The following is a 21967-nucleotide window of genomic DNA, read 5'->3' on the forward strand; positions in this document are numbered from 1 at the left end:
CCTTCCGTCAGCGCTCCGCGCTGCCACCTCCCCATCGCTTCGCGACAGGGAGGATCAAAGGCCCCTCTCGCTTGCGGTGGGGGTTTTGCTTTGAGCCGATAGCGATTATGCGCACCCCCATGACCACCCGCTCCCCTCTCGCTCCCGCCGCCTTCCCCACCCTCCCGGACATCGCCGGGGTGACGCGCCGCGTCGCGCGCGCGCAGTACAAGAATTGGGATCGCTGCGACCTCACCTATGTCGAGCTGGCGCTTGGCACGACGGTCGCGGGCGTCTTCACGCGCAATGTCTGCTGCTCGGCCGAAGTCGAGCTCGGCCGCGAGCAGGTCAAGGGCGGCGCAGGCCGCGCGCTGATCGTCAACGCAGGCAACAGCAACGCCTTCACCGGCTATCGCGGGCGCGAAGCGGTCGAGCAAATCATGGCGCAGGTCGCGGAGCATCTCGGCTGCGATGCCAGCGAAGTGTTCGTCAGCTCGACCGGTGTCATCGGGGTTCCCCTTCCCAAAGACAAGGCACGCGCCGGGGTCACCGCGGCGCTGACCGCACAGCCCTGCTCATGGGAAGCCGTCGCCGAAACGATCTGCACCACTGACACCTTCGCCAAAGGCTCGGCCGCCAGCGCAATTGTGGGCGACCGCACCGTCCGTGTTGTAGGCATCGTCAAAGGCTCCGGCATGATCGCCCCCGACATGGCGACAATGCTCGGCTATATCTTCACCGACGCCGCGGTCGCCCCCGCGCTGCTCCAGAATATGCTGAGCGAGGTGACTGGCGGCACGTTCAACAGCATCACCGTCGATAGCGACACCTCGACCAGCGACACCGTGCTGCTCTTCGCGACCGGACAGGCGGGCAACGCCCCGCTGACCACCCGCGACGATCCCGGCGCCGATGCCCTTTACGGCGCAATCCGCCAGGTTGCGCTCGACCTCGCGCAGCAGGTCGTGCGCGATGGCGAAGGCGCGTCGAAATTCATCGAAATACAGGTGTCGGGCGCAGTCAGCGACGACAGCGCGAAGCGCGTCGCGCTGGCGATCGCCAATTCGCCGCTGGTGAAAACAGCGATCGCGGGCGAAGACGCCAACTGGGGCCGCGTCGTGATGGCGGTGGGCAAAGCGGGTGAACCCGCCGACCGCGACCGGCTCGCGATCCGCTTCGGCGATCATTGGGTGGCCAGAGATGGCTTGCCCATCGACGGTTACGACGAAGCGCCGATCGCGGCGCATCTGAAGGGTCTGGAAATCCGGGTCGGCGCGGACCTCGGCCTCGGTGAAGGCCGCGCGACGGTCTGGACGTGCGACCTGACCCACGGCTACATCAGCATCAACGCCGATTATCGAAGCTAGGAGCTAGCTGTTGTTCCCCGACGAAAGCCGGGCCCAATGGCGCTGGACTGGGGCCCGGCTTTCGCCGGGGAATGGATTCGTTAAAGCGCGCCTTCAAGCCAGCCCTTGAGAGCGCTCTTCGGTGCCGCGCCGACTTTGGTGTCGGCGACCTCGCCGTTCTTGAACAGGATCATCGTCGGGATGCCGCGCACGCCATATTTGGCGGGGGCGTTCGGGTGATCGTCGATGTTCAGCTTCGCGATCACGACCTTTTCACCCAGCTCATTGGCGATTTCTTCGAGCGACGGGCCGATCATCTTGCACGGGCCGCACCATTCGGCCCAGAAATCGACAAGCACCGGGGTGTCGCTGTCGAGGACGTCGGCCTGAAAGCTGTCGTCGGTGATGGCCTTGGTACCCATGATACAAACTCCTGAAATTCGGTTGTCCTCAAGCTAAGACGTCATAGCCTCCGGCTCAAGACCTCAACCGCCCAAATTCGCCTTGGTTGCCGCCAAGCCCGGCTTGTACGCATCGAGCAGCGCATCGCCCAGCCCGATCAGCCGCGGCCCGGCGGTATAGAGCAGCGCCGCATCGATCCGCCTCCCTGGAAAAATCGCCGCCAGAGCGCCGCGATACGCCGCCATCTGGCGCAGATAGGCGGGCTGCACGGCGGCGGCACTCTCCGGCACATGCCGCCCCGTCTTGTAATCGATCACCGTCACCGCGTCGGCGGTGACCAGTAGCCGGTCGACGATTCCCGCGACGACCGTCCCGTCGACCACTGCCGACAGCGGCACCTCGGCGAGCGACCCCGGCCCGAACAGTGCCGCATGCGCGGTATCGTCGAGTACGCCGAGCACCTCGTCGACCATCGCACCGCGCGCCGCAGCGTCGAGATCGGCCGCCTGCACCCCCAGCCAGCGCAGCGCCGCCGCGCACCGAAGCTCCGGCGCCACCGGCGGCAGCCGCTCGAACAGCGCATGGAGCAGCCGCCCACGGTTCACCGCCGCCGCGCGCGCAGCGCCCTGCGGCGCCGCCGCAACGTCATCTTCGCCCAGCGCCGAGGGCGCGAGCGGACGCGGCGGGCGCGCTTCTTCGGGCGCAGCCTGCCGCGCCCACGCGGGCACGACCACCGGCGGAGCGACGAGCCGCGCCTTGTCCTTCGCCGCGCGTGCCTTGCCCATCACCGCATGGACGCGCTTCTGCCCCCAGCGCGGCCCGGCGTCCTGCCATTCGGCGCCCATATCGGCCATCACCGCATCGACCGCGCTGTGCCAGTTGCCCTCGGGAAGCTCGTCCGCCTTCCGCGTCCCGGTGACGATCAGCAATTCCTCGGCGCGCGTCATCGCCACGTAGAGCAATCGCCAATGCTCCTCACGCTCGGCGCGTTCCTTGGCGTCGTGCGCATCCGCGATCGCGCCATGCCGCTCGCCCTTGCCGAGCGCAAACACCGGCAACTTATCCCAATTGCCCATCGACAGGCCAAAGCTAACCCGCCGCGGTCTGGGATCGTCGGTCGCGTCCGCCAGGATCACGATCGGCGCCTGCAAGCCTTTCGACCCATGCACCGTCATCACCCGCACGACATCGCTGCGCGCTTCGCTCTGGCGCTTGATTTCCGCCGTACTCGCAGCGATGTGTGACAGGAAGCCGAGCAGCGACGGTGCTTCCTGCCGCTCGAACGCCAGCGCCTGCGCGAGCAGTTCGTCGATCGGGTCGCGCGCCTCGCGTCCCAGCCGGTGATACAGCCTGCGCCGCCCATCAAGCGGGCCAGACAGGATACGCTCGAGAAACCGGAACGGCGTCGTGAAATCGCCCATGCCGAGCAGGGCGCGCAGCGCTGCCATGGTTTCGGGCTTCGCCTCTACCTCGCGCGCGCGCAATTGCTCCCACAGCGCGCGTTTCTGGCGACCATGGGCAAAGACGAACAGATCCTCCTGCGTCCAGCCAAACAGCGGCGACACCAGCAAGCTGGCGAGATTGAGATCGTCGAGCGGTTGCACCGCAAAGCGCATCGCCGCCAGCAGATCCTGCACCGCGAGCGACTGGGTCAGCGAAAAGCGGTCGACCCCCGCGACCGGGACGTGCAGCGACTGCAACCGCGCGACGATCCGCGCCGCCAGATCGCGGCGGCGGCGGACGAGGATCAATATGTCACCCGGCGCGACGCTGCGCCCGTCCTTGCCGTGGGCGATCCAGTCCTGCACCTCGTCGGCGATCGCGCGCGACAGCCGCAGGCTGGCGGGGTCGCTTGCCGCGGCGGAGGTGTCGCGCGGTCCGGCTCCCTCATCACCGTCGTCACCTTCGGCACCGCTTTCATCGTCCGCGTCAGCATCAAGCGCCTTGCCGACCGGCAACGGCTGCCACAGTTCGACGCGCCCGGCGCTGTCGCGGTTGAACTCGGCGGGGATGTGCGGCGGCTCGTCGCTCTCCAGCCCCATCAGTTCGGGCGCGCCCGCCGCGATCCACGCATCGACGACGTCGAGCACCGCGGGGCTCGAGCGGTAATTGGTGTCGAGATCGACATCCTCGAACGGCCTGTCGCCCTCCGCTGCCCGTTTGGCAAAGCTCAGCCGCGCGGCTTCGAACGCCGCGGGCTCGGTACCCTGAAAGCCGAAGATCGCCTGTTTGCGGTCGCCGACGGTGAACATCGTGCGGACCCGGTCGTCCTTGGCACCCACCCCGGCGAAAAACTCGCCCGCCAGCGAGGCGACGATCGCCCACTGCCGCGTGTTCGTATCCTGCGCCTCGTCGACCAATATATGGTCGATGCGCTGGTCGAGCTTGAAGCGCACCCAGTCGCCAAAATCGCCCTGCGCCAGCAGATGTCCCGCGATGCTGATCAGATCGTCGAAATCGGCCAACCCGCGCTCGCGCTTGGCCAGCGCATAGGCCTCCGCGAAGCGACTGCCCAGATCCCACGCCGCCGCCAGATCGTCGGCGACCGCCATCGCGGTGGCAGTCGCAAGCAGGTCATCGGCCGCGGCGACGATGCGTTCGGCGGCGGCGAGGCAGCTGCTCATGCCGCCCTTGTCCTTGGTATAATCGGCGCGCATGTCGCCGGTGCCGGTCAGAAAACAGCCTCGCACCGCCGCAAGCATCGCCGCGCGGCCATGCGCGTCGGCGCGAAACCAGTCGTCCATGATGTCGGCGCGGCCGTCGCCGGTCTTGGTCCCCCAGCCGCGCCCGCTTGCCGCAACCGCCGCGATGTCGGCATCGGCAATCGCGCCGCCGCCCAGCGCCGCCGCTTGCCAGGTCAGCGGATCGCCCAGCGGTAGCCCCAGCTGCGCGCGCAGGTCCGCCGCACGGGGGGCAAGGCGCGGGGCGTTAGCGGCGGTGAAGCTGCTCGCGCAGCGCGCCAAAAATGCGATCGCCGCATCCTGCCCCAGTCGCTGCGACAGCATCGCCGCGATCGTCCGCATCGCATCGCCGTCGGCATCGCCGCGCGCGAGCAACTGGCCCAGAACCTCGCGCTGCAACGCACTCGCTTTGCTGTCTTCCAGCGCGCGGAATCCCGGCAGGATTTTCGCCTCAAGCGGGAAGCTCGCGAGCAAGGTCTGGCAGAAACTGTGGATCGTCTGCACCCGCACCGCGCCGCCAGCGCTGTCGATCACCGTGGCGAACAGCGACCGCGCGCGGTCAAGGATGCCCGGCTCGGCCCAGTCGGCGCCCAGCGCGGCAAGGTCGAGCCGCAGGTCACCGTCGGCCATCCGCACCCACATCGCCAGCCGCTCGTGAATACGATGCGCCATTTCGGCGGCGCCCGCCTTGGTAAAGGTGATGCACAGGATCGCCGCGGGCGACACGCCCGCCAGCATCAGGCGCAGCACCCGCGCCGACAGTACCTGCGTCTTGCCCGTCCCCGCCGACGCACCCAGCCAAACATGATCGTGCGGCTGCGCCGCGGCGCGTTGCCCGCCGTCGAGCGTCTTGAGCAGCTTGTCGGGGTCGATCATGCCGAACCCCCATCAGTCATGCCCTGATCGGTGTCGCCGCGCCCGAACCATTCGTCGCGGCGCATCAGCTGGTCGAAATCAGCGTAGCGTTTGGCGCTGTCGCCGGGGGCGAATGGCTCCTGTCCGAGCAGGAAGCGCGCGCTCAGCTCCCCCAGCGCTTCGCGCGCGCGTTCGATCACCGCCGCTGCGGTCGATGGCTTCGGCTTTTGCCCCTTGATCGGCTTGACCGCGCCATCGACACCCTTTTTGCGGTCGCGCTTCAATTCCCAATATTCGAACGCCCCGACGGGCTCGGGCGCCAGATCGCCCAGCCCCGCTTCCTCGGCGATCAGCCCCAGCAAACCGAGCTGGCTGTTCAGCCCCTCGCCCGCCGATTTGGCCGACGGCGCCGCGCCGGTCTTGTAATCGACGATTGCCAGCGTCCCGTCGGCAGCCTGATCGACGCGATCGGCGGTGCCGCGCAGCATGATGCCGCCCGTCAGCAGCTTGCCGCTCACTTCATTGGCGACCGGCCAGCGTTCGTCGCGCGCCGCCCACACCTGCTCTGCCGCCCAGCGCAGCGACGGCTCGATCCGCGGCAACCAGAAGGCACGACCCAATGAATCGAGCGCCGGATCGGCGCGCAAGGCGGCGAGTTCCGCGGCAAAGGCCGCCTCGGTCAGCCCCGCCGCCTGCCAGTCCTGCAGGAATTTATGCACCCGCGTCCCGAACCATTTGGCGTCGGGACCGCTGCTTAGCGGCTCGAGCTCGCTCAGTCGCAGGATCTTCGCCGCGTAAAAGGCAAAGGGGTCGCGCGCCAGCTGGTCGACCCCGGTGACGCTTATCCGGTTGGGACGTGCCGCCTGTGGCGGGGCGGGACGCGGCTTGTCGGCGGGCTCGCTCCTCCCCGGCGCGACATCGAGCGTCGCCGCGAGCGCGGTCACCGACTGGCCGTCGAGCGTCGCTGCGGGCAGTTCGCCCGCCAGCGCCGCCAGCCGCAGCCAGAAGCGCGATGCCACCGCCGGGTCGCCGCCGCTGCGCATCGCGCGCGTTACCACCACCTCGCGCGCGGCAAAGGCGCCGGCAAAATCATGCGCCGCCATCCCCTGCTGGCGCTCGGGCGCCGCGAGGCCGAGCATCCGCCGTATGCCGGGCGCGAGCCAGGGGTCGGGGCTTTGCTGTGGCGGCCAGCGCCCTTCGTCGAGCCCGCCCAAAATCATCAGGTCGGCGCGCTGCAACCGCGCCTCCAGCAAGCCCCAGATGAACAACCGCGGATGCCCGCCATAGGGTGGCCGGATGCTCTCGCCGCTCATCAGGTCGGCGAGCATCGTGGGGAAATCGGCGGGCGCGACCAGCGCCGGGCCGTCACCCTTCGCCATCGCCCAGCGGTCGAACAGGTCGGACATTGCGCGGCCCGCATGCCCGGTCCATGCGCCCTCGCCGGTCAGCAAGCCGAGCGCGTCCTGCAACGCTGCGAGCAGTACCGACGGCGGCGCCGACACACCCGCGGCGAAGGGCGCGAGCGCGGTACTCAGCCCCGCCGCCACCTCAGCCCACCACTCGCCAATCGCCCCCGCCGCGCCATGTCCGCGCCGATCGCTGTCGGTCGCAATCTCGTCAATCCGCGCCGACACCCCGGCCCAGCCCGGTACCAGCCCCGGCCCGCGCAGCACCAGATCGAGCCGCCGCACTTGATCGAGCCAGTCCAGCCGACCCTCGCCCGCGCGCACCAGCGGATGCCCGAGCAACGCGATCAGCCGCACCGGATCGAACGCCGCGGCAAAGTCGGCGAGCAGCAACAGCAGCGCGCCCGGCGGGGTCTGCCCCAGTGGCTGCCCGGCGCTGTCATCGACCGCAATGTCCCAGCGCGCGAGCGCCGCGGCGACGCGTTCGGCGAGCAAACGATCGGGGGTCACCAGCGCGGCGGTGCGTCCCGGCTCGTCCAGCATCCGCCGCATCATCAGCGCGATGCCCTGCGCCTCCTGCCCGTCATCGGCGAAGGTTGCGGCGCTGACCCCGATCAGGCTGGGCGCAACATCGTCCGCCGCCTGCCAACGCGCGGTATAGGCGGCGGGCGCAAACAGCAGCGACAGAAAGGGCGCACGTGCATCGGGGCCGTCGAACGGCGACGCCGCGGCCCATTCGCCGACCTCTTCACGCGCGATGCCCATGCGGCCGAGCAGCAGTTTCAGATGATATTGCGGATGCGTTTCGAGCGGACGCTCGCCCGGTTGATCGGGATCGGGCTTGACCGGACCCAGCGCGTCCCATTCCTCCGCGGCCATGCCCAAGTCGAGCCCCGGCAGCACCACCATCCCTTGTGGCAGGTCGGCGACGGTGCGGAGCAGCCGGGCGATCGCGGGCGCCGCGGTGCTCACCCCCGCCGCGACGACAAAGCGCGCCGGCGGTGCGGCGCGCCATCCATCGCTGACGCGCGCGAGCAAGCGGTTGCGCCGGTCGGCGCGGTCGATATGCCCCGTCGCGGTCAGCATCGCGGGCCAATGGTCGATCAGCAGGCGCAGGCGCTGCCAAGATGCCTGCCAATGCCCTGCAAGGTCACCGAGCGCGGCTTCGATGTCGCCGAGCCGCACGGGGGCAATCTCCTCATAATGCAGCTGGTCGATCACCCGCCCCAGCCCTTCGGCGAGCTGGAACGCCGCGGCGCCGGTGATCGCTTCCTCGCCCGCCGGATTGTGCCGCTCGATCAGCGCCGCGAGCATCAGCCGCCGCCGCAGTGCGTCGATCGCGGGCGGGATCGGCTCGGCAGCGTCGATCGCATCGAGCGCCAGCGCCACGCTTTCATCAAGGTCGGCGTCGCCGATCACCGCGAGCCGCGGCATCAGCAACCCCGTCCCGCTGGCGCGCACAAACGCCGCCTGCACCGCGCTGCGCGCGCGGTTGCTCGGCAGCAGGATCAGCCCTTCGGCGAGCCCGAGTGCGCCATCGGCAAAGCGTTCGATCAGGCCAGCGGCGAGCGCGTCGGCAAACGCCCGTTGGACGGGGATCGAAAAGACGGTGGGATGCGTGGTCATGCCGACCGGTTATTCAAGGCTTGCCAAAGATACGCAAGCCGCTCCTCCCTGTGGCGTTGCCATGGGGAGGTGGCAGCGCGAAGCGGCGGCGGTCCCCCTCCCCATCGCTGCGCGACAGGGAGGATCAAGCGTTCAAACCTCACCCAGCGCCGCTTCGGTCGGCGCAATACTCGCGGGCGATCCGACGTCGAACCACTGCCCCATATGCGACAGACCAAACAGCCGCCCCGCCGCAATCGCGCGGTCCCACAGGATGTTGGTCGAGAACGGTCCCGCGGGCGCATCGTCAAGCAGGCGCGGCGAGATCAGCTGGACGCCGGTATAGACGAACGGCGCAATGCGACCGGGCTTGCGCCGCGACAACAATCCCGACGGGTCCATATGGAAATCGCCGCGTCCGCCATGGCCGGTCGCGCTCGCTTGCCGGATCAGCAGCAACAGCGCGTCCATCCGCCCCCCGTCCCAGTGCCGCGCAAGGTGCCGAATGCTGTCCTGCGGCCCGTCGGTCCAGATATTGTCGCTGTTGACGATCAGGATGGGATCGCCGCTGAGCTGCGGCAAAGCCTTGACCATCCCGCCGCCGGTTTCCAGCAACAGGTCGCGCTCATCCGAAATGCCGATCGTGAATGACCGCTTTTGCGCCGCGAGATGCGCTTCGAGCGCGTCGGCCAGATAATGGACGTTGACGACGACATGCCCGATCCCCGCCGCTTCGATGCGGTCGAGGCTATGGTCGATCAGCGGCTTGCCCGCGACGCGCACCAGCGGTTTGGGCCGGGTGGCGGTGAGCGGGCGCATGCGCTTGCCCAGCCCTGCCGCCATCACCATCGCGCTGTCGATCCTGGCGTCCATCACCACGCTGCCGCGCGTTTATCGGCGGGAATATTTTCGTCGAACCAGGCGCGCACCGGCGCGAGCCCCGGATGCGCCAGATCGCGTTCGAGCAGCCCCCACATCCGCGGCTGGAACTGGCGATACCCCGGCTTGCCATCGCGTTTCCACAATCGCACGAACACCCCTAGGATGCGCGTGTTGCGCTGCGCCGCGAGCGCCCAATAAGCATTTTCGATGTCTTGCCCCGTCGCGCCCTGATAACGCGCCAACATCGCCGCCTCGACCGCCGGGGTGACATCGCGCCGCGCATCCTCGAGCACCGAGGCGAGGTCATAGGCCGGGTGCCCGATCAGCGCGTCCTGGAAATCGAGCAGGCCATAATGGGCCACCCCCGCCTTGCCCGGCACCAGCATGATATTTTCGGCATGATAATCGCGCAGCACGGTGACGCGCGGCAGGCCGTCATGCTCCACCGGGGCCAGAACCGCTTCCCAAGCGCCGCGAAAGGCATCACGGTCGACGTCGATGCCCAGTGTTGGGCAATACCAGTCGCTGAACAGCATCACCTCCTCGAGCCACTGTTCCAGCCCCAGCACCGGCAGTCCGGGCATCGGCGGGCGCGTGTGGAGGTGGACGAGCAGGTCGGTCACCCCGGCATATAAATCCACCTCGCGGTGCAGCGCCGCATCGGCGGTTTCGCGCAGGCGGACATCGCCGAAATCCTCGATCAGCAGCAGCCCTTGCGCCAGGTCGCGGGCAAATATCGTCGGCGCGGTCAGCTCCTGCTCGCACAGATATTCGGCCACCGCGATGAACGGGCGCGGATCCTCGTGCGGCGGCGGCGCGTCCATCAGCACCGCTTGCCGCGCGCCGTCGACGACGCGGAAATAGCGCCGGAACGACGCATCGCCGGCAAGCGGCAAAATCTGGGCATCGCCCCAGCCATGCGCGGCAAGGAACGCCGGGGCATGGGCGGGCGGAATCATCGGAGCGGCCATCGGCTCCCCCAAGACGTCGGCACGTCGGCTGTCAAGACGCGCGCGTCGCCGCTCCCCGAAATCGTGATCGACAGCGCGTCGGGCCAGCCCTGCGATCCCAGCCGTTCGGGCCATTCAATCAGCAGTACGCCGTCGTACAGATAGTCGTCGAGGCCGAGCTCGATCAGCTCGTCCTCCTCCTCGATCCGGTACAGATCGACATGCGCGATCGGCAGGTCGACCTCGGGAGGCGCATAGGGCTGGACGATCGCAAAGGTCGGGCTCGGCGCCTCGCCGACCAGTCCGCGCGCCTTCAGCATCGCGCGCGCCAGCGTCGTCTTGCCCGCGCCAAGATCCCCCGACAGCAGGACGACATCACCCGGCATCAACGCCGCGCCAATCGCCGCGCCAATGCGGTCGGCCTCGGTGAGATTGTAGGAACAAGTGAAATTCATAAAATGCGCCGCGCCCCTGCGGAGGCAGGGGCCCATCTCCGGTCGGTGCCATGTTGAGGTGTCGGAAGATGGATCCCTGCCTTCGCAGGGAAAAAAGCAAACAAGATGGCGACCAGCGTCGTCATACGCGCCGCGGCAAACTGATCCGCACCAGCGTCCCTTGCCCAGCCTCGCTCAACACCTCCATCGACCCGCCATGCGCAGCCACGAGCTGGCGTGCGAGCGCGAGGCCGATGCCGCCCGACGCGGTCCCCGCCTGTTGACCCTTGGTCACCGCGGCGACCGCCTCGGGCATTCCCGGGCCATTGTCCGACACGATGATGTCGATCCCGTGCGCGTCGCCCGTCGCATGCAGCAGCACGCGGCCGCCCGATTTGCGGGTCGGCGCAGTGTAGCGGACCGCATTGTCGAGCAGCCCCGCGACCAGCCGGGACAGCCGCGGCGCATCGCCGTCGATGCGGCCCAGATCGGGCGAAATATTGCCAACCAGTTCGACCTTCTCGGCCGCGGCAAACGCTCTGGCGTCCGTCAGCGCGCCATCGAGCAGCTTGCGCACATCGACCGGCGCCCGCTCGACCACCAGCGACCCCGCTTCGCCCTGCGCCAGGTCCAGCACATTATCGATCTGGCGCCCCAGCACCGCGACCGAATCCATGATCGCATTGACGTAGCCCTGCTGTTGCTCGCTCAGCTTGCCGGCATAGCCCGCCTGCAACATCTCGCCGAACCCGCCGATCGAGGTCAGCGGCGTGCGCAGTTCGTAGCTCATCCGCGACAGGAACGCGGTCTTCACCTTGTCCGCCGCCTCGAGCGCCTCGTTGCGTTCGCGCAGCGCGCCTTCCATCTTCCGGCTCGGGGTGATGTCGAGCATGATGAGCAGCGCATTGCCGTCGGGCAGCGGGATCGATGCGAAATCGAAATAACGCCCATCGGCAAAGCCGATTTCGCCGCCGCGCTGTTGCCGCTCCAGGGTCGCGGCGCGGATGACTTCCTGGACGATGCTGATCTGGTTCGGTTTCACCAACCGGTCGGCCAGCCCACCCATCAGCGCATCGACGCGCGGATGCGCCGCCAGCGTCCCCTCGTCGATCCCCCACAGGCGGCGGAAGCGCTGGTTCCACAGATGCAGCCGCCCGTCGGGGGCGAACACCGCGATCGCCTCGAACAGATTGTCAAAGGTCGCGGTGCGGACACGCAGCAGGGTGTCGCGCGCGCCCGCCAATTGCACCTGTTCGGTCTTGTCCTCGGCGATCAGCAGCAGTCCGCCATCGGGGGTTGGCTGCGCCACAACATGCAGGTGAGTGCCGTCGCGCAGCAGCCAATCCTCTTCGCTCGCCCCCGCCTGCGCAAACCAGTCGACATGCGCTTGCCGCCATTCGGGATAGTCACGCACCTCGGGGGTCCGCCCGCCCTCGCGCCATGCATCGAGCAGCCGCGCGAACGCCCGCGCCTCGCTTACATCCTCGGCATCGAGCGCAAACAGGCGGCGGAACGGCAGATTGGCAAAGGCCAGCCCCTGATCAGGACCGAATTGCGCCACCGCCGCCGACAATCGGTCGAGCAGTTCGCGCTGCGTATCGACGAAGCGGCGGTGGGCGCCGCGTTCGCTCTCCAGTTCCTGAATGTCGATCGCATAGCCTGCGATGCCGATCACCCGGCCGCCGGTCGGCGCCAGCGGCACATCGACGACGCGCATGATCCGGCGCTCACCCTCGATCGTCACCGGGATCGTGCGGATTTGCGCCGAACCCGCAATGCGCGCTTCGTCGGCGGCTTCGGCGGCGCTGACCCCGGCGACGGTTTCGCACAGCTCGATGCCGCCATCGATCACCGCCACCGCGCTCTTCGCCTCTACCGCGCGAACATAGGCGCTGTTGACGAGCGCGAGATTGAGGTCGGTGTCGCGGAACCACATCGGGAAAGGCGCCGCCTCGATCAGCCCCGACAGCGCCTCGAACGCCGCCATCGCCTCGTCGCGATCGCTGCGCGCCTGTGCCAGTGCGTGCTGGCCGTCGGTCGCATCGCTCAGCCACAGCAGCACGCTGCCCGGCCCGCCGACCGCCTGCGGCGCCGGAGCGCCGTGCAGGATGATCGTGCGCTCGCTCCCCTGCGGTTTCAGGCTCAGCGTGAAGGGTTTGGCGCCGCGCTGCGCGCCGAGGATCGCCTGACGCAGCGCGTCATGGCCATCGGGGTCGAGCCCGCTGCCCAGCCCGCGCAGCTCGTCAAAATTGCGAGGCCCTTGCTCCAGGCCCAGCCAGCGCCCCAATTTCTCGCTCGCCTCGATCCGCCAGTCGGCGCGCACGATAACCGGCAGTTGCGGCGACGCCTCGACCAGACTGCCAAGCCGCTCGGCCTGCCCCGCCACAAACGCCGCGCGCCGCTGCATCGCAATCCCGCGCCCGACTGCCCACAACCCGGCGAGCAGCCAGAGCGACGCAAACAGGCCCAGAGCAAAGAGCCCGCCCGACGATAGCGTCATCGAGCGCGCGCCACGGCGCGGGTGGACAGGAAAGAGCGGCGGTAGGCCATCAGCCCGCCCTATCGACTGTCCGCGCGGGTTTCAATCGCTTGGCGTCGGGGTGCCTTCACCGCGCGCCATGGCGGATCATTGAGCCAGGCCGACCATGATGTCCTCGCCAGGAATCTTACCGCAATCTGCTTGACTTGCACGCGCAGCTTTGGGACGATTCGGCTTGAAAGCATCGAACCCGAATATTGGGGCGGTTGCGAAACGTCATCGGCTTGACCTTTTGTAAACGCCCCCTGCGGCAAAATGCAGTCAGAATGACAAAAAACTGGGGAATTGAAATGAACAGTGAAAAGTGGGTCGCGCCGCGCTTGCGGCGGAATCTGGGTTTGGCCAGCCTTTCGGCGATGGCTGTGATGCTGGCAACGCCAGCCTTCGCACAGACGGAAGAGGCCGAAGTCGCTCCCGCTGACGAAGCGGTCGATAACGGCAATCCGGGCGAGGCGATCGTCGTCACCGGATCGCGTATCCGCCGCCCCAATCTGGAATCGCAGGTTCCCGTCGTTTCGATTTCCGGCGATGAGTTTTTCGAACGCGGCAACACGTCGGTCGGCGACACGCTGAACGAACTGCCGGCGCTGCGCAGCACATTCAGTCAGTCAAACTCGACGCGTTTTCTTGGCACCTCGGGCCTCAACTTGCTCGATCTTCGCGGTCTCGGGACGCAGCGCACGCTGGTGCTCGTCAACGGTCGCCGCCATGTCGGTTCGGACGTGCTCTCCAACGCGGTTTCACCCGACACCAACACCTTCCCGACCGATCTGATCGAACGCGTCGATGTGGTTACCGGCGGTAATTCGGCCATTTACGGCTCGGACGCGCTGGCCGGGGTGGTGAACTTCATCCTCAAGGACAGCTATGAAGGCGTCCAGCTGCGAGGCCAGGGCGGCATCAGCAAATATGGCGACGCGGGCTCCTATTATGGCAGCCTGCTGGCCGGCAAGAATTTCGCCGACGGCCGCGGTAACATTGCGATCAATTTGGAATATGCGCGACAGGACGATTTTTATGCCTCGGGCCGCCCGAACCTGCGCCAGAATGATGGTTTCATCACGGTCGATACCGATCCCGCGGGTTCGGTAAATGGCAGCGACGGCACCCCCGACGCGCTGTTCTATCGCGACATCCGCAGCGGCACCTACAGCAATGGCGGCACCTTCCTGTCCTATCTGGGCGGATCGAGCTACACCCCGTTCCTCTTCCAGCCCAACGGGACGCTGGTCCAGCAGACCGGTATCCAGACCGGTCGGCCGCCGGTACCCGCCTATCTCGGCGGCAATGGCGACAACTTCCGTGATGGGACGCAGTTCGGCCTCACTCCGACGCTCGATCGTTACAGCGCCAACTTGATCGGTCGCTTCGAAGTCAGCCCGGGTTTCGTACCCTTTATCGAAGCCAAATATGTCCGTACCGACTCGCTCGGCAATGCATCGGGGCCGTTTTTCACCGGCGCGACCGGATCGCCGCGCGAGCGCTTCTTCACTCAGAACCCGTATCTGAACGAACAAGCCAAACCGATCATCCGCGACTATTACGGCGACTATTATGATGCGGCCGGCAACGACACTCCCGACGGCATCCCCGACGCCGACCAGACCGGCTTCACCTTCCTGAAAAATGCCGTCGACCTGACCAACCGCGAAGAACGCGCGCGGCGCGAAACCTATCGCGCAGTGCTGGGTGTTCGCGGCGAGTTCAATGACGGCTGGAACTACGAGGTTTCGGCCAATTACGGCGAATTCCGCGAAAAGACGGCCATTCTGGGCAACGTCAATCTCCAGCGTTATTTGCTGGCGATCGACGCGGTCGACCAGGGCTTGTTCCAGAATGGGGTGGCCAACGGCAATGTCGTGTGCCGCGCGTCGATCGATCCCGCGGCGCGCGTCGCGCTCGAAGTCGCCGCGGATCCGGCCTACGCAGCGTCACAACTGGCCGCCGATGTCGCGGCCTGCGTTCCCGTGAATCTGTTCGGTTCAGGCAACGTGACGCAGGAAGCGCGTAACTACCTGCTCCAAGACTCGCTGGCGAAGGGCAAGATTTCGCAATTCGTTGTCAGCGCCTTTATGTCGGGCGATACCGGCAAATGGTTCGAACTTCCGGGCGGTCCGATCGGCTTTGCAATCGGCGCCGAGTATCGCCGGGAAACCGCCGATTATGTCCAGGACGCAGCAACCGCAGCCGGGATGACCTTCTACAATGCTATCCCGCAGTTTAACCCGCCGGCCTTCGAAGTGAAGGAAGCCTATGCTGAAATCAGGCTCCCGATCCTCAAGGACACGCCATTTTTCGAGGAGCTGACGGTTTCGGCCGCAGCGCGCGTTGCTGACTATCGCGGCTCAACCGGCACGGTGTTCGCTTATAATGGCGGCATCGAGTGGGCGCCGTTCCGGTCGCTTCGCTTGCGCGGCAACTATTCGCGCGCGGTTCGTGCCCCCAATCTGGCGGACCTTTACACCCCGCTGGGGCAGAATTTCGCGACGGTGGCGGATCCTTGCTCGGCGCGCAATGTCGGTACCGGCGCTTCGACGCGGGCGGCAAACTGCACGGCAGACGGCGTTCCCGCAGGTTATGACTATGTCTACACCTCATCAATCGGGTTTCTGTCAGGCGGCAATACCAATCTCGGCGAAGAGACCTCCGATTCGTACACGCTGGGCGGTGTCTTCACTCCCGACTTCATTCCAGGCTTCACCTTTTCGGCGGACTATTACAACATCACGGTCAAGGACGTGATCACGGCACCGTCGGCGCAGGGCATTTTGAACGCCTGTTATGACGCGGCCGATCTCAACAACCAGTTCTGTGCGCTCTTCGAGCGTGCGGGTGCTGGCGGCGGTCCGCGCGGCGAAATTCCCGGGCGCATCCTAGAAAACAGCCTGCAGGTCGTGCCGCTAAACTATGCAAAATTGCAGGTGACCGGCGTCGATTTCGAAGCGCGCTACGATCGACAGATCGACAACGTCGGCAAGATATCGCTCGGCGGCATCTACACCATGGCGCTCAAGAACAACTCGTTCCTGTCGCCGACGGACCCGGGCCGCGCCGATCGCATAAATGGCGAACTCGGCGATCCTCAGCACGCCTTCAACCTCAACGCGTCGCTCGTCTCGGGGCCGTTCACCGTCGGCTATCGCGCTCGTTACATTGGCAAAATGTCGAACGGCGCCTGGGAAAACTACAACAGCGTCCAGGGTCGTCCGCCGCAGAACGACGATGCCTTTGCCGACGGCTTTAAATATTACCCGGCGGTCTGGTATCATGACTTCCGTGTCGGCTTCGACGTCGCCGAAAAATTCACCTTCTATGGTGGCGTCGACAATGCGTTCGATCGCGACCCACCGTTCGGGCTGAGCGGTGCGGGCGGCGGCAGCGGCATTTATTCAAACCGCGGTCGTTTTTTCTACGCGGGATTCACCGCCAAGATGTAGAATGCGGCGATCTCGAAAATTTGGCCGGGGCTTGCCCCGGCCATTTTTTTACGACTAAGCCGCAGCGATTACGCGGCGAATGGGCGGGACAATGTCACGGTTCACGGCGCTGCGAACACAGGGATTCTGATGGATCGCATCTCCACCCAAGTCGCTGATATGCGCGAACAGGCCGCAGCGCTTCGCGCAGCCGGCGAACGCAATAGAGCCGCCGAACTTGACGCACAGGCCGTCGCCCGGGAAGCACAAGACCCGGCGATCATGCAGGCGAGCCACCTGCTGATGTCAGGCCAGTTGGCGCAGGCAGAGGCGATCGTGCGGCCACTGCTGGCAAGCGCGCCCACCAATGTCGCCGCGCTGTGCATTCTCGGCGAAATCGCCGTCCGGCTGGGCATTTATGCGGAAGCGCAGCGCCTGTTTCGCGACGCGATTGCCGTCTCGCCCGACTTCGCCGACGCCAAGACCAATCTCGCGCGCGCCTTGTTTCGTACCAGCGACTTCGATGACGGCCTGTCGCTGCTCGACGAGGTGCTGGCGCTCGATCCGCGGCATCGCGCCGCGCTCAGCACCAAGCTCGCAACGCTGGGACAGATCGGAGCCTATGAGCGATCGCTAGCCGCACATGAACAGGCGCTCACGCAGCAACCCGACGCACCGTGGCTTTGGATCGGTTACGGCAATGTCTGCAAGACAATGGGCCTCTACGACGAAAGCGTATCAGCCTTCCGGGGTGCGCTGTCGCTCGATCGCCGACGCACCGAAGCCTGGTGGGGGCTGGCCAATCTTAAGCGCGTATCGTTCGACGCCGCCGATCGCCAGGCGATGCTCGATCTCGCCGCCGCCCTGCCCAATGCCGATCCCGGTCAGGTGCAACTGAACTTCGCGCTGGGCAAGGCCTATGAGGATGCGCGCGATTACGAACGCTCGTTCGCTCGTTATGCGATTGCAAACCGCATCCGCCGCGCCGAACTGCGCTACGACGCGCAGGCGATGAGCGACGAGGTCACAGAATCGATCGCCTTTTTCGACGCCGACTATTTCGCCGCGACAAAAGGCTTCGGCGATGCCGACGCCAGATTCATCTTCATCGTCGGCATGCCCCGCGCCGGATCGACGCTGGTTGAACAAATCCTCGCCTCGCACAGTCAGATCGAGGGGACCGCCGAACTGCCTTATATCCCGCTGATCACCCAAAAGATCGTCGCCGATCGCTGGTCCGATCAGGTCGGCAAATATCCCCAGATCCTGGCGTCACTTCCCCCCGACACCATCGACACGCTGGCCGCCCATTATCTCCGCTCGGCGGCGCAGCACCGGCAGACCGGCAAGCCCTGGATGATCGACAAGCTGCCGAACAACTGGCTGAATGTCGGGCTGATCCATACCCTGTTTCCGGGCGCCAAGATCATCGACGCGCGGCGTGCCGCGATGGCGTGCTGCTTTGCCAATTTCAAACAGCATTTTGCTCGCGGTCAGGGCTTTGCCTATTCGCTCTCCGACATGGGGCGATACTATCGCGACTATGTCCGCTTCATGGATCATGTGGATAGGGCATTGCCGGATTCGGTGTACCGGCTGGTCCATGAACGACTGATCGACGATCCCGAACGCGAAATCCGCGGCCTGCTCGCCTATCTAGAATTGCCGTTCGAGGACGCGTGCCTCAATTTCCATGCGAACAAGCGCCCGGTGCGAACCCCGAGCGCCGAGCAGGTACGCCGCCCGATCAACCGCGACGCGGTCGATCAATGGCGAAATTATGACAGCTGGCTCCAGCCGCTAAAGGACGCGCTGGGCGATCTGGCCGACGGCTGACGAACCGGGCCGGCACAAGGTGCCAGCCCGGCATTGCGTCCATCAGTAACGATAATGATCAGGCTTGAACGGCCCGGCAACCGGCACGCCGATATAGTCGGCCTGCTTCTGGCTCAGCTGGCTCAGCTTCACGCCCAGCTTGTCCAGGTGCAGCGCTGCAACCTTTTCGTCGAGGTGCTTGGGCAGGACGTAAACGTCGTTGCCGTACTGCTCGGCGCGCGTCCACAGCTCGATCTGCGCCAGCGTCTGGTTGGTGAAGCTCGCCGACATCACAAAGCTCGGGTGACCCGTCGCGTTGCCGAGGTTCACAAGGCGGCCCTTCGACAGGATGATGATCTGCTTGCCGTCGGGGAATTCGACCAGGTCGACCTGCGGCTTCACTTCAGTCCACTTGTAATTCGCGAGCGCCGCGATCTGGATCTCGCTGTCGAAATGGCCGATGTTGCAGACGATCGCCATATTCTTCATCGCCGCCATATGTTCGGCGGTGATCACATCGGCATTACCGGTCGCAGTGACAAAGATGTCCGAACGCTTGACGGCTTCGTCCATCGTCACGACCTCGAAGCCTTCCATCGCCGCCTGCAGCGCGCAGATCGGGTCGATTTCGGTGACGAGGACGCGCGCACCGCCGTTGCGGAGCGACTGGGCCGAGCCCTTGCCGACGTCGCCGAAGCCGGCGACGGTCGCGACCTTGCCCGCGAGCATCACGTCGGTGCCGCGGCGGATCGCGTCGACGAGCGACTCTTTACAGCCATAGAGGTTGTCGAACTTCGACTTGGTGACGCTGTCGTTGACGTTGATCGCGGGGAAGGGCAGCTCGCCCTTCTTGGCGATGTGGTACAGGCGGTGGACGCCGGTCGTCGTTTCTTCCGACACGCCCTTGATCGCCTTGACCGTCTTGGTCAGGTAACCCGGATTCGCCGCGACAAACGCCTTCAGCGCGCGCTGCATCTCGATCTCTTCCTCGTTCTCGGGCGCAGGCATGTCCTGACCGGCCTCAAGCTTCGCACCCCACAGCGCAAACATCGTGGCGTCGCCGCCGTCGTCGAGGATCAGGTTGCACGTCGTACCATCTTCGATGCCCCAGTCGAAGATGCGGCCAACATAGTCCCAATAATCGGCCAGGCTTTCGCCCTTCACCGCGAACACCGGCACGCCCGTCGCGGCGATCGCGGCGGCGGCATGGTCCTGGGTCGAAAAGATGTTGCACGTCGCCCAGCGGACCTCGGCGCCCAATGCGGTCAGCGTCTCGATCAGCACCGCGGTCTGGATCGTCATGTGCAGCGACCCGACAATTTTCGCACCCTTCAGCGGCTGCGACGCGCCAAACTCTTCGCGCAGCGCCATCAGGCCCGGCATTTCGGTTTCGGCGATGTTGATTTCCTTGCGACCGAAATCGGCAAGCGCGATGTCGGCAACGACATAATCACGGGTGTCGGCGGCGAGAGTGGCCACGGCTAAATCTCCTGTAGGCGAGTATCGGCCGCAGGCGAGCGGCCACGAAAAGTCAGGTAATTATGTTGCGCGCCCTAGCTCAAAGCGCCCTCCGGATCAAATATAAACTTTTCTTTATATCGCAATTGCCGGGCGCTCCGCCGCGGGCCGCGGACGCGCGAATCCTGAGCGCAAAATGCACCGGGGCAAAAATTTATTTTCTACGGGCGCAATTATGACAGTCGGGGCCGCAAAATTGTGACACCGAGTCGGCCAAGCCAAGATTCTGAAAATCATGACTTATAATGCGCCATGCGATGAGCATAATCAGCTATTGTGACAAGAGTGTTACAAGGCGCCGAAAACATTGACTTTTCCTCTGATGGGGCAGAAAATCGGCTAAAGTTTTCGGGGAGATAGAGAGATGAAAAAAATATTATTGCCGCTGATCGCATTGGCCTTTGCGACGCCGGCTGCCGCGCAATCGATCATCGTCGTGACCGGACCGCAAGCCGATTCGACGGCGCTGCCCGTCGCCTTTGCCGAGCTGCGCGCTGGTGAAAATCACGCCGCGGTCGCAAAGCTGACCGGCGATACCGATCTCGACGCCCGTGACCCGTCGCGGCTGATCAACCTCGGCACCGCTTATGCTCGTCTGGGTCGCACCAGTGACGCCGCTGCCGCCTATGACGCGGCTCTCGCCAGCCCGATCCGCTATGACCTCGAACTCGCCGATGGGCGTTATGTCGATTCGCGCTGGGCCGCCCGCACCGCGCGTGCGAACCTTGCGGCGGGGCGCCCGCAGCTGGCGCTGGCGCGCTAAGCCTCGCCACCCTCGGTTGTCAGCAAGCGGGCGTCCACTCCCGCTTCGGCAAACGCCGCCTGCCAGCGCTTGGCGGGCGGCGTGTCGAACAACAGGGCGTCGCTGCCCGGCGTGACGTGCCACCCGTGGCGCACCATCTCGCCCTCCAGCTGCCCCGCCGACCATCCCGCATAGCCCAGCGCCACCAGCCAGCGTGACGGCCCTCGCCCCTCGCCGATGGCGCGCAATATGTCGTGCGAGCTCGACACCATCCAACGATCGCTGACCTGCACCGCCTCCTGCCCGCCCCAATCCATGCTGTGCAGCACGAACCCGCGCGAGGGCTCGACCGGCCCGCCCACGAACACCGGCTGTTCGAGCGGATCGTCGTGCGCGATGTCGAGCTGATCGAGCACCGCGCCCACGGTCATCCCGGCCATCGGATCGGAAATCCCGATCCCCATCGCGCCTTCCTCGTCATGGCTGATCATCGCGATCACCGAATGCTCGAAGCGGGGATCGCCGATCCCGGGCAGCGCGAGCAGCAACTGGCCGGTGAACCAAATGGGGTCTGTCTCCATCGTGCCATCATGCAGCGGCGGGACGGGGCGGTCCAGCACCTTTGGCGAGCGGGACACGTTTGGGGTGGGGGGCTGTCATTCGTCCCCTAACGTCGCCCCCGCGAAGGAAGGGGCCGCAAGCGGCTTTTTTCCTCCGTCTCTGCGTAAACTGAAAGCGGCCCCGCCTTTGCGGGGCGACGGCTGGTTTTTACCGCCAGCCGTCATTCCTCCCAAAATCCTACCCCCACCCCCCTTACCAACCTTGACTCCCGCCCCGCCCGACCCAATGTCTCGCCGACCAGAAATCCCCTCAACGAAAAGGATGCCAACCATGACGATCCAGCCCGGCGACAAGCTGCCCGACGCCACCTTTGTAAAGGTCACCGAAAACGGTCCCGAGCAGGTCAGCACCGCCGATTATTTCAAGGGCCGCAAGGTTGCGCTGTTTTCGGTCCCCGGCGCCTTCACCCCGACCTGCTCGGCGAAGCATCTGCCTGGCTTCGTTGAAAAGGCCGACGAGCTGAAGGCCAAGGGCGTCGACGAAATCGTCTGCACCGCGGTCAACGACGCGTTCGTGATGGGCGCGTGGGGCAAGAGCGGCAATGCTGGCGATGCCGTCACGATGCTCGCCGACGGCAACGGTGATTTCGCCGACGCGGTAGGGCTGACCATGGACGGCAAGGCGTTCGGTATGGGCAAGCGTGGCCAGCGTTTCTCGATGATCGTCAACGACGGCGTCGTCGAACAGCTCAACGTCGAAGCGCCCGGCGAATTCAAGGTATCGAGCGCGGATCATATGCTCGAGCAGCTGTAAGTCGACAATCACTCTCCCTTCCA

14 protein-coding genes are annotated in these 21967 nt (G+C 65.8%); 5 read left to right on the top strand and 9 right to left on the bottom strand.

Features of this window, described 5'->3' with window-relative positions; all coding sequences use genetic code 11:
- The first annotated feature begins 119 nt into the window (after window positions 1–119).
- Window positions 120–1346 carry a bifunctional glutamate N-acetyltransferase/amino-acid acetyltransferase ArgJ gene (gene argJ, locus K0M74_RS12250; protein WP_293972596.1) on the top strand — a complete coding sequence of 409 codons (1227 nt, stop codon included), beginning with the start codon at window positions 120–122 and terminating at the stop codon, window positions 1344–1346.
- A gap of 80 nt (window positions 1347–1426) precedes the next feature.
- Here the strand turns inward: argJ and trxA are convergent, their stop codons facing one another.
- The 7 genes from trxA to K0M74_RS12285 all read right to left on the bottom strand — a co-directional run bounded on the left by trxA (window position 1427) and on the right by K0M74_RS12285 (window position 13040).
- The gene (trxA, locus tag K0M74_RS12255; RefSeq protein ID WP_088442833.1) at window positions 1427–1747 is read right to left on the bottom strand and encodes a thioredoxin TrxA; all 321 of its coding nucleotides are present in this window, start codon (window positions 1745–1747) and stop codon (window positions 1427–1429) included.
- 63 nt (window positions 1748–1810) lie between these two features.
- The gene (addA, locus tag K0M74_RS12260) at window positions 1811–5284 is read right to left on the bottom strand and encodes a double-strand break repair helicase AddA (RefSeq protein ID WP_293972602.1); all 3474 of its coding nucleotides are present in this window, start codon (window positions 5282–5284) and stop codon (window positions 1811–1813) included.
- A complete protein-coding gene (gene addB / locus K0M74_RS12265; RefSeq protein ID WP_293972605.1) occupies window positions 5281–8295 on the bottom strand; it encodes a double-strand break repair protein AddB in 3015 nt (1004 codons plus the stop codon). The genes addA and addB overlap by 4 nt, the downstream gene beginning before the upstream one ends.
- 132 nt (window positions 8296–8427) lie before the next feature.
- Entirely contained in the window at window positions 8428–9147 is a 720-nt protein-coding gene (locus K0M74_RS12270) for a nucleotidyltransferase family protein (RefSeq protein ID WP_293972608.1), read from the bottom strand.
- A complete protein-coding gene (locus K0M74_RS12275; RefSeq protein WP_293972688.1) occupies window positions 9147–10115 on the bottom strand; it encodes a phosphotransferase in 969 nt (322 codons plus the stop codon). The genes K0M74_RS12270 and K0M74_RS12275 overlap by 1 nt, the downstream gene beginning before the upstream one ends.
- The gene (tsaE, locus tag K0M74_RS12280) at window positions 10112–10561 is read right to left on the bottom strand and encodes a tRNA (adenosine(37)-N6)-threonylcarbamoyltransferase complex ATPase subunit type 1 TsaE (protein ID WP_293972610.1); all 450 of its coding nucleotides are present in this window, start codon (window positions 10559–10561) and stop codon (window positions 10112–10114) included. Before tsaE ends, K0M74_RS12275 begins: the two co-directional genes overlap by 4 nt.
- 121 nt (window positions 10562–10682) lie before the next feature.
- Window positions 10683–13040, bottom strand: a complete 2358-nt coding sequence (locus K0M74_RS12285; protein WP_293972614.1) for a PAS domain-containing sensor histidine kinase — start codon at window positions 13038–13040, stop codon at window positions 10683–10685.
- Between the two features lie 329 nt (window positions 13041–13369).
- Here K0M74_RS12285 and K0M74_RS12290 point away from each other — a divergent pair, with 329 nt between their 5' ends.
- Together K0M74_RS12290 and K0M74_RS12295 are read left to right on the top strand one after the other, a co-directional pair.
- Window positions 13370–16516, top strand: a complete 3147-nt coding sequence (locus K0M74_RS12290) for a TonB-dependent receptor (RefSeq protein WP_293972616.1) — start codon at window positions 13370–13372, stop codon at window positions 16514–16516.
- A 129-nt stretch (window positions 16517–16645) separates the two neighbouring features.
- Complete coding sequence (locus K0M74_RS12295; protein ID WP_293972618.1) at window positions 16646–18331, top strand: tetratricopeptide repeat-containing sulfotransferase family protein; 1686 nt, start codon at window positions 16646–16648, stop codon at window positions 18329–18331.
- 42 nt (window positions 18332–18373) lie between these two features.
- Here K0M74_RS12295 and ahcY read toward each other — a convergent pair whose 3' ends face one another.
- Window positions 18374–19789, bottom strand: coding sequence for an adenosylhomocysteinase (gene ahcY / locus K0M74_RS12300; protein ID WP_293972620.1), 1416 nt, complete (start codon window positions 19787–19789; stop codon window positions 18374–18376).
- A gap of 403 nt (window positions 19790–20192) precedes the next feature.
- Here ahcY and K0M74_RS12305 point away from each other — a divergent pair, with 403 nt between their 5' ends.
- On the top strand, window positions 20193–20591 hold the full coding sequence (locus tag K0M74_RS12305; protein WP_293972622.1) for a hypothetical protein: 399 nt from the start codon (window positions 20193–20195) through the stop codon (window positions 20589–20591).
- Here the strand turns inward: K0M74_RS12305 and K0M74_RS12310 are convergent.
- Window positions 20588–21151, bottom strand: coding sequence for a YqgE/AlgH family protein (locus K0M74_RS12310; protein ID WP_088443418.1), 564 nt, complete (start codon window positions 21149–21151; stop codon window positions 20588–20590). The two genes, K0M74_RS12305 and K0M74_RS12310, sit on opposite strands and share 4 nt — an antisense overlap.
- Before the next feature lie 310 nt (window positions 21152–21461).
- Here K0M74_RS12310 and K0M74_RS12315 point away from each other — a divergent pair, with 310 nt between their 5' ends.
- On the top strand, window positions 21462–21944 hold the full coding sequence (locus K0M74_RS12315; protein WP_293972625.1) for a peroxiredoxin: 483 nt from the start codon (window positions 21462–21464) through the stop codon (window positions 21942–21944).
- Window positions 21945–21967: the final 23 nt, after the last annotated feature.

This window comes from Sphingopyxis sp., from assembly GCF_019459305.1.
Classification (GTDB): domain Bacteria; phylum Pseudomonadota; class Alphaproteobacteria; order Sphingomonadales; family Sphingomonadaceae; genus Sphingopyxis.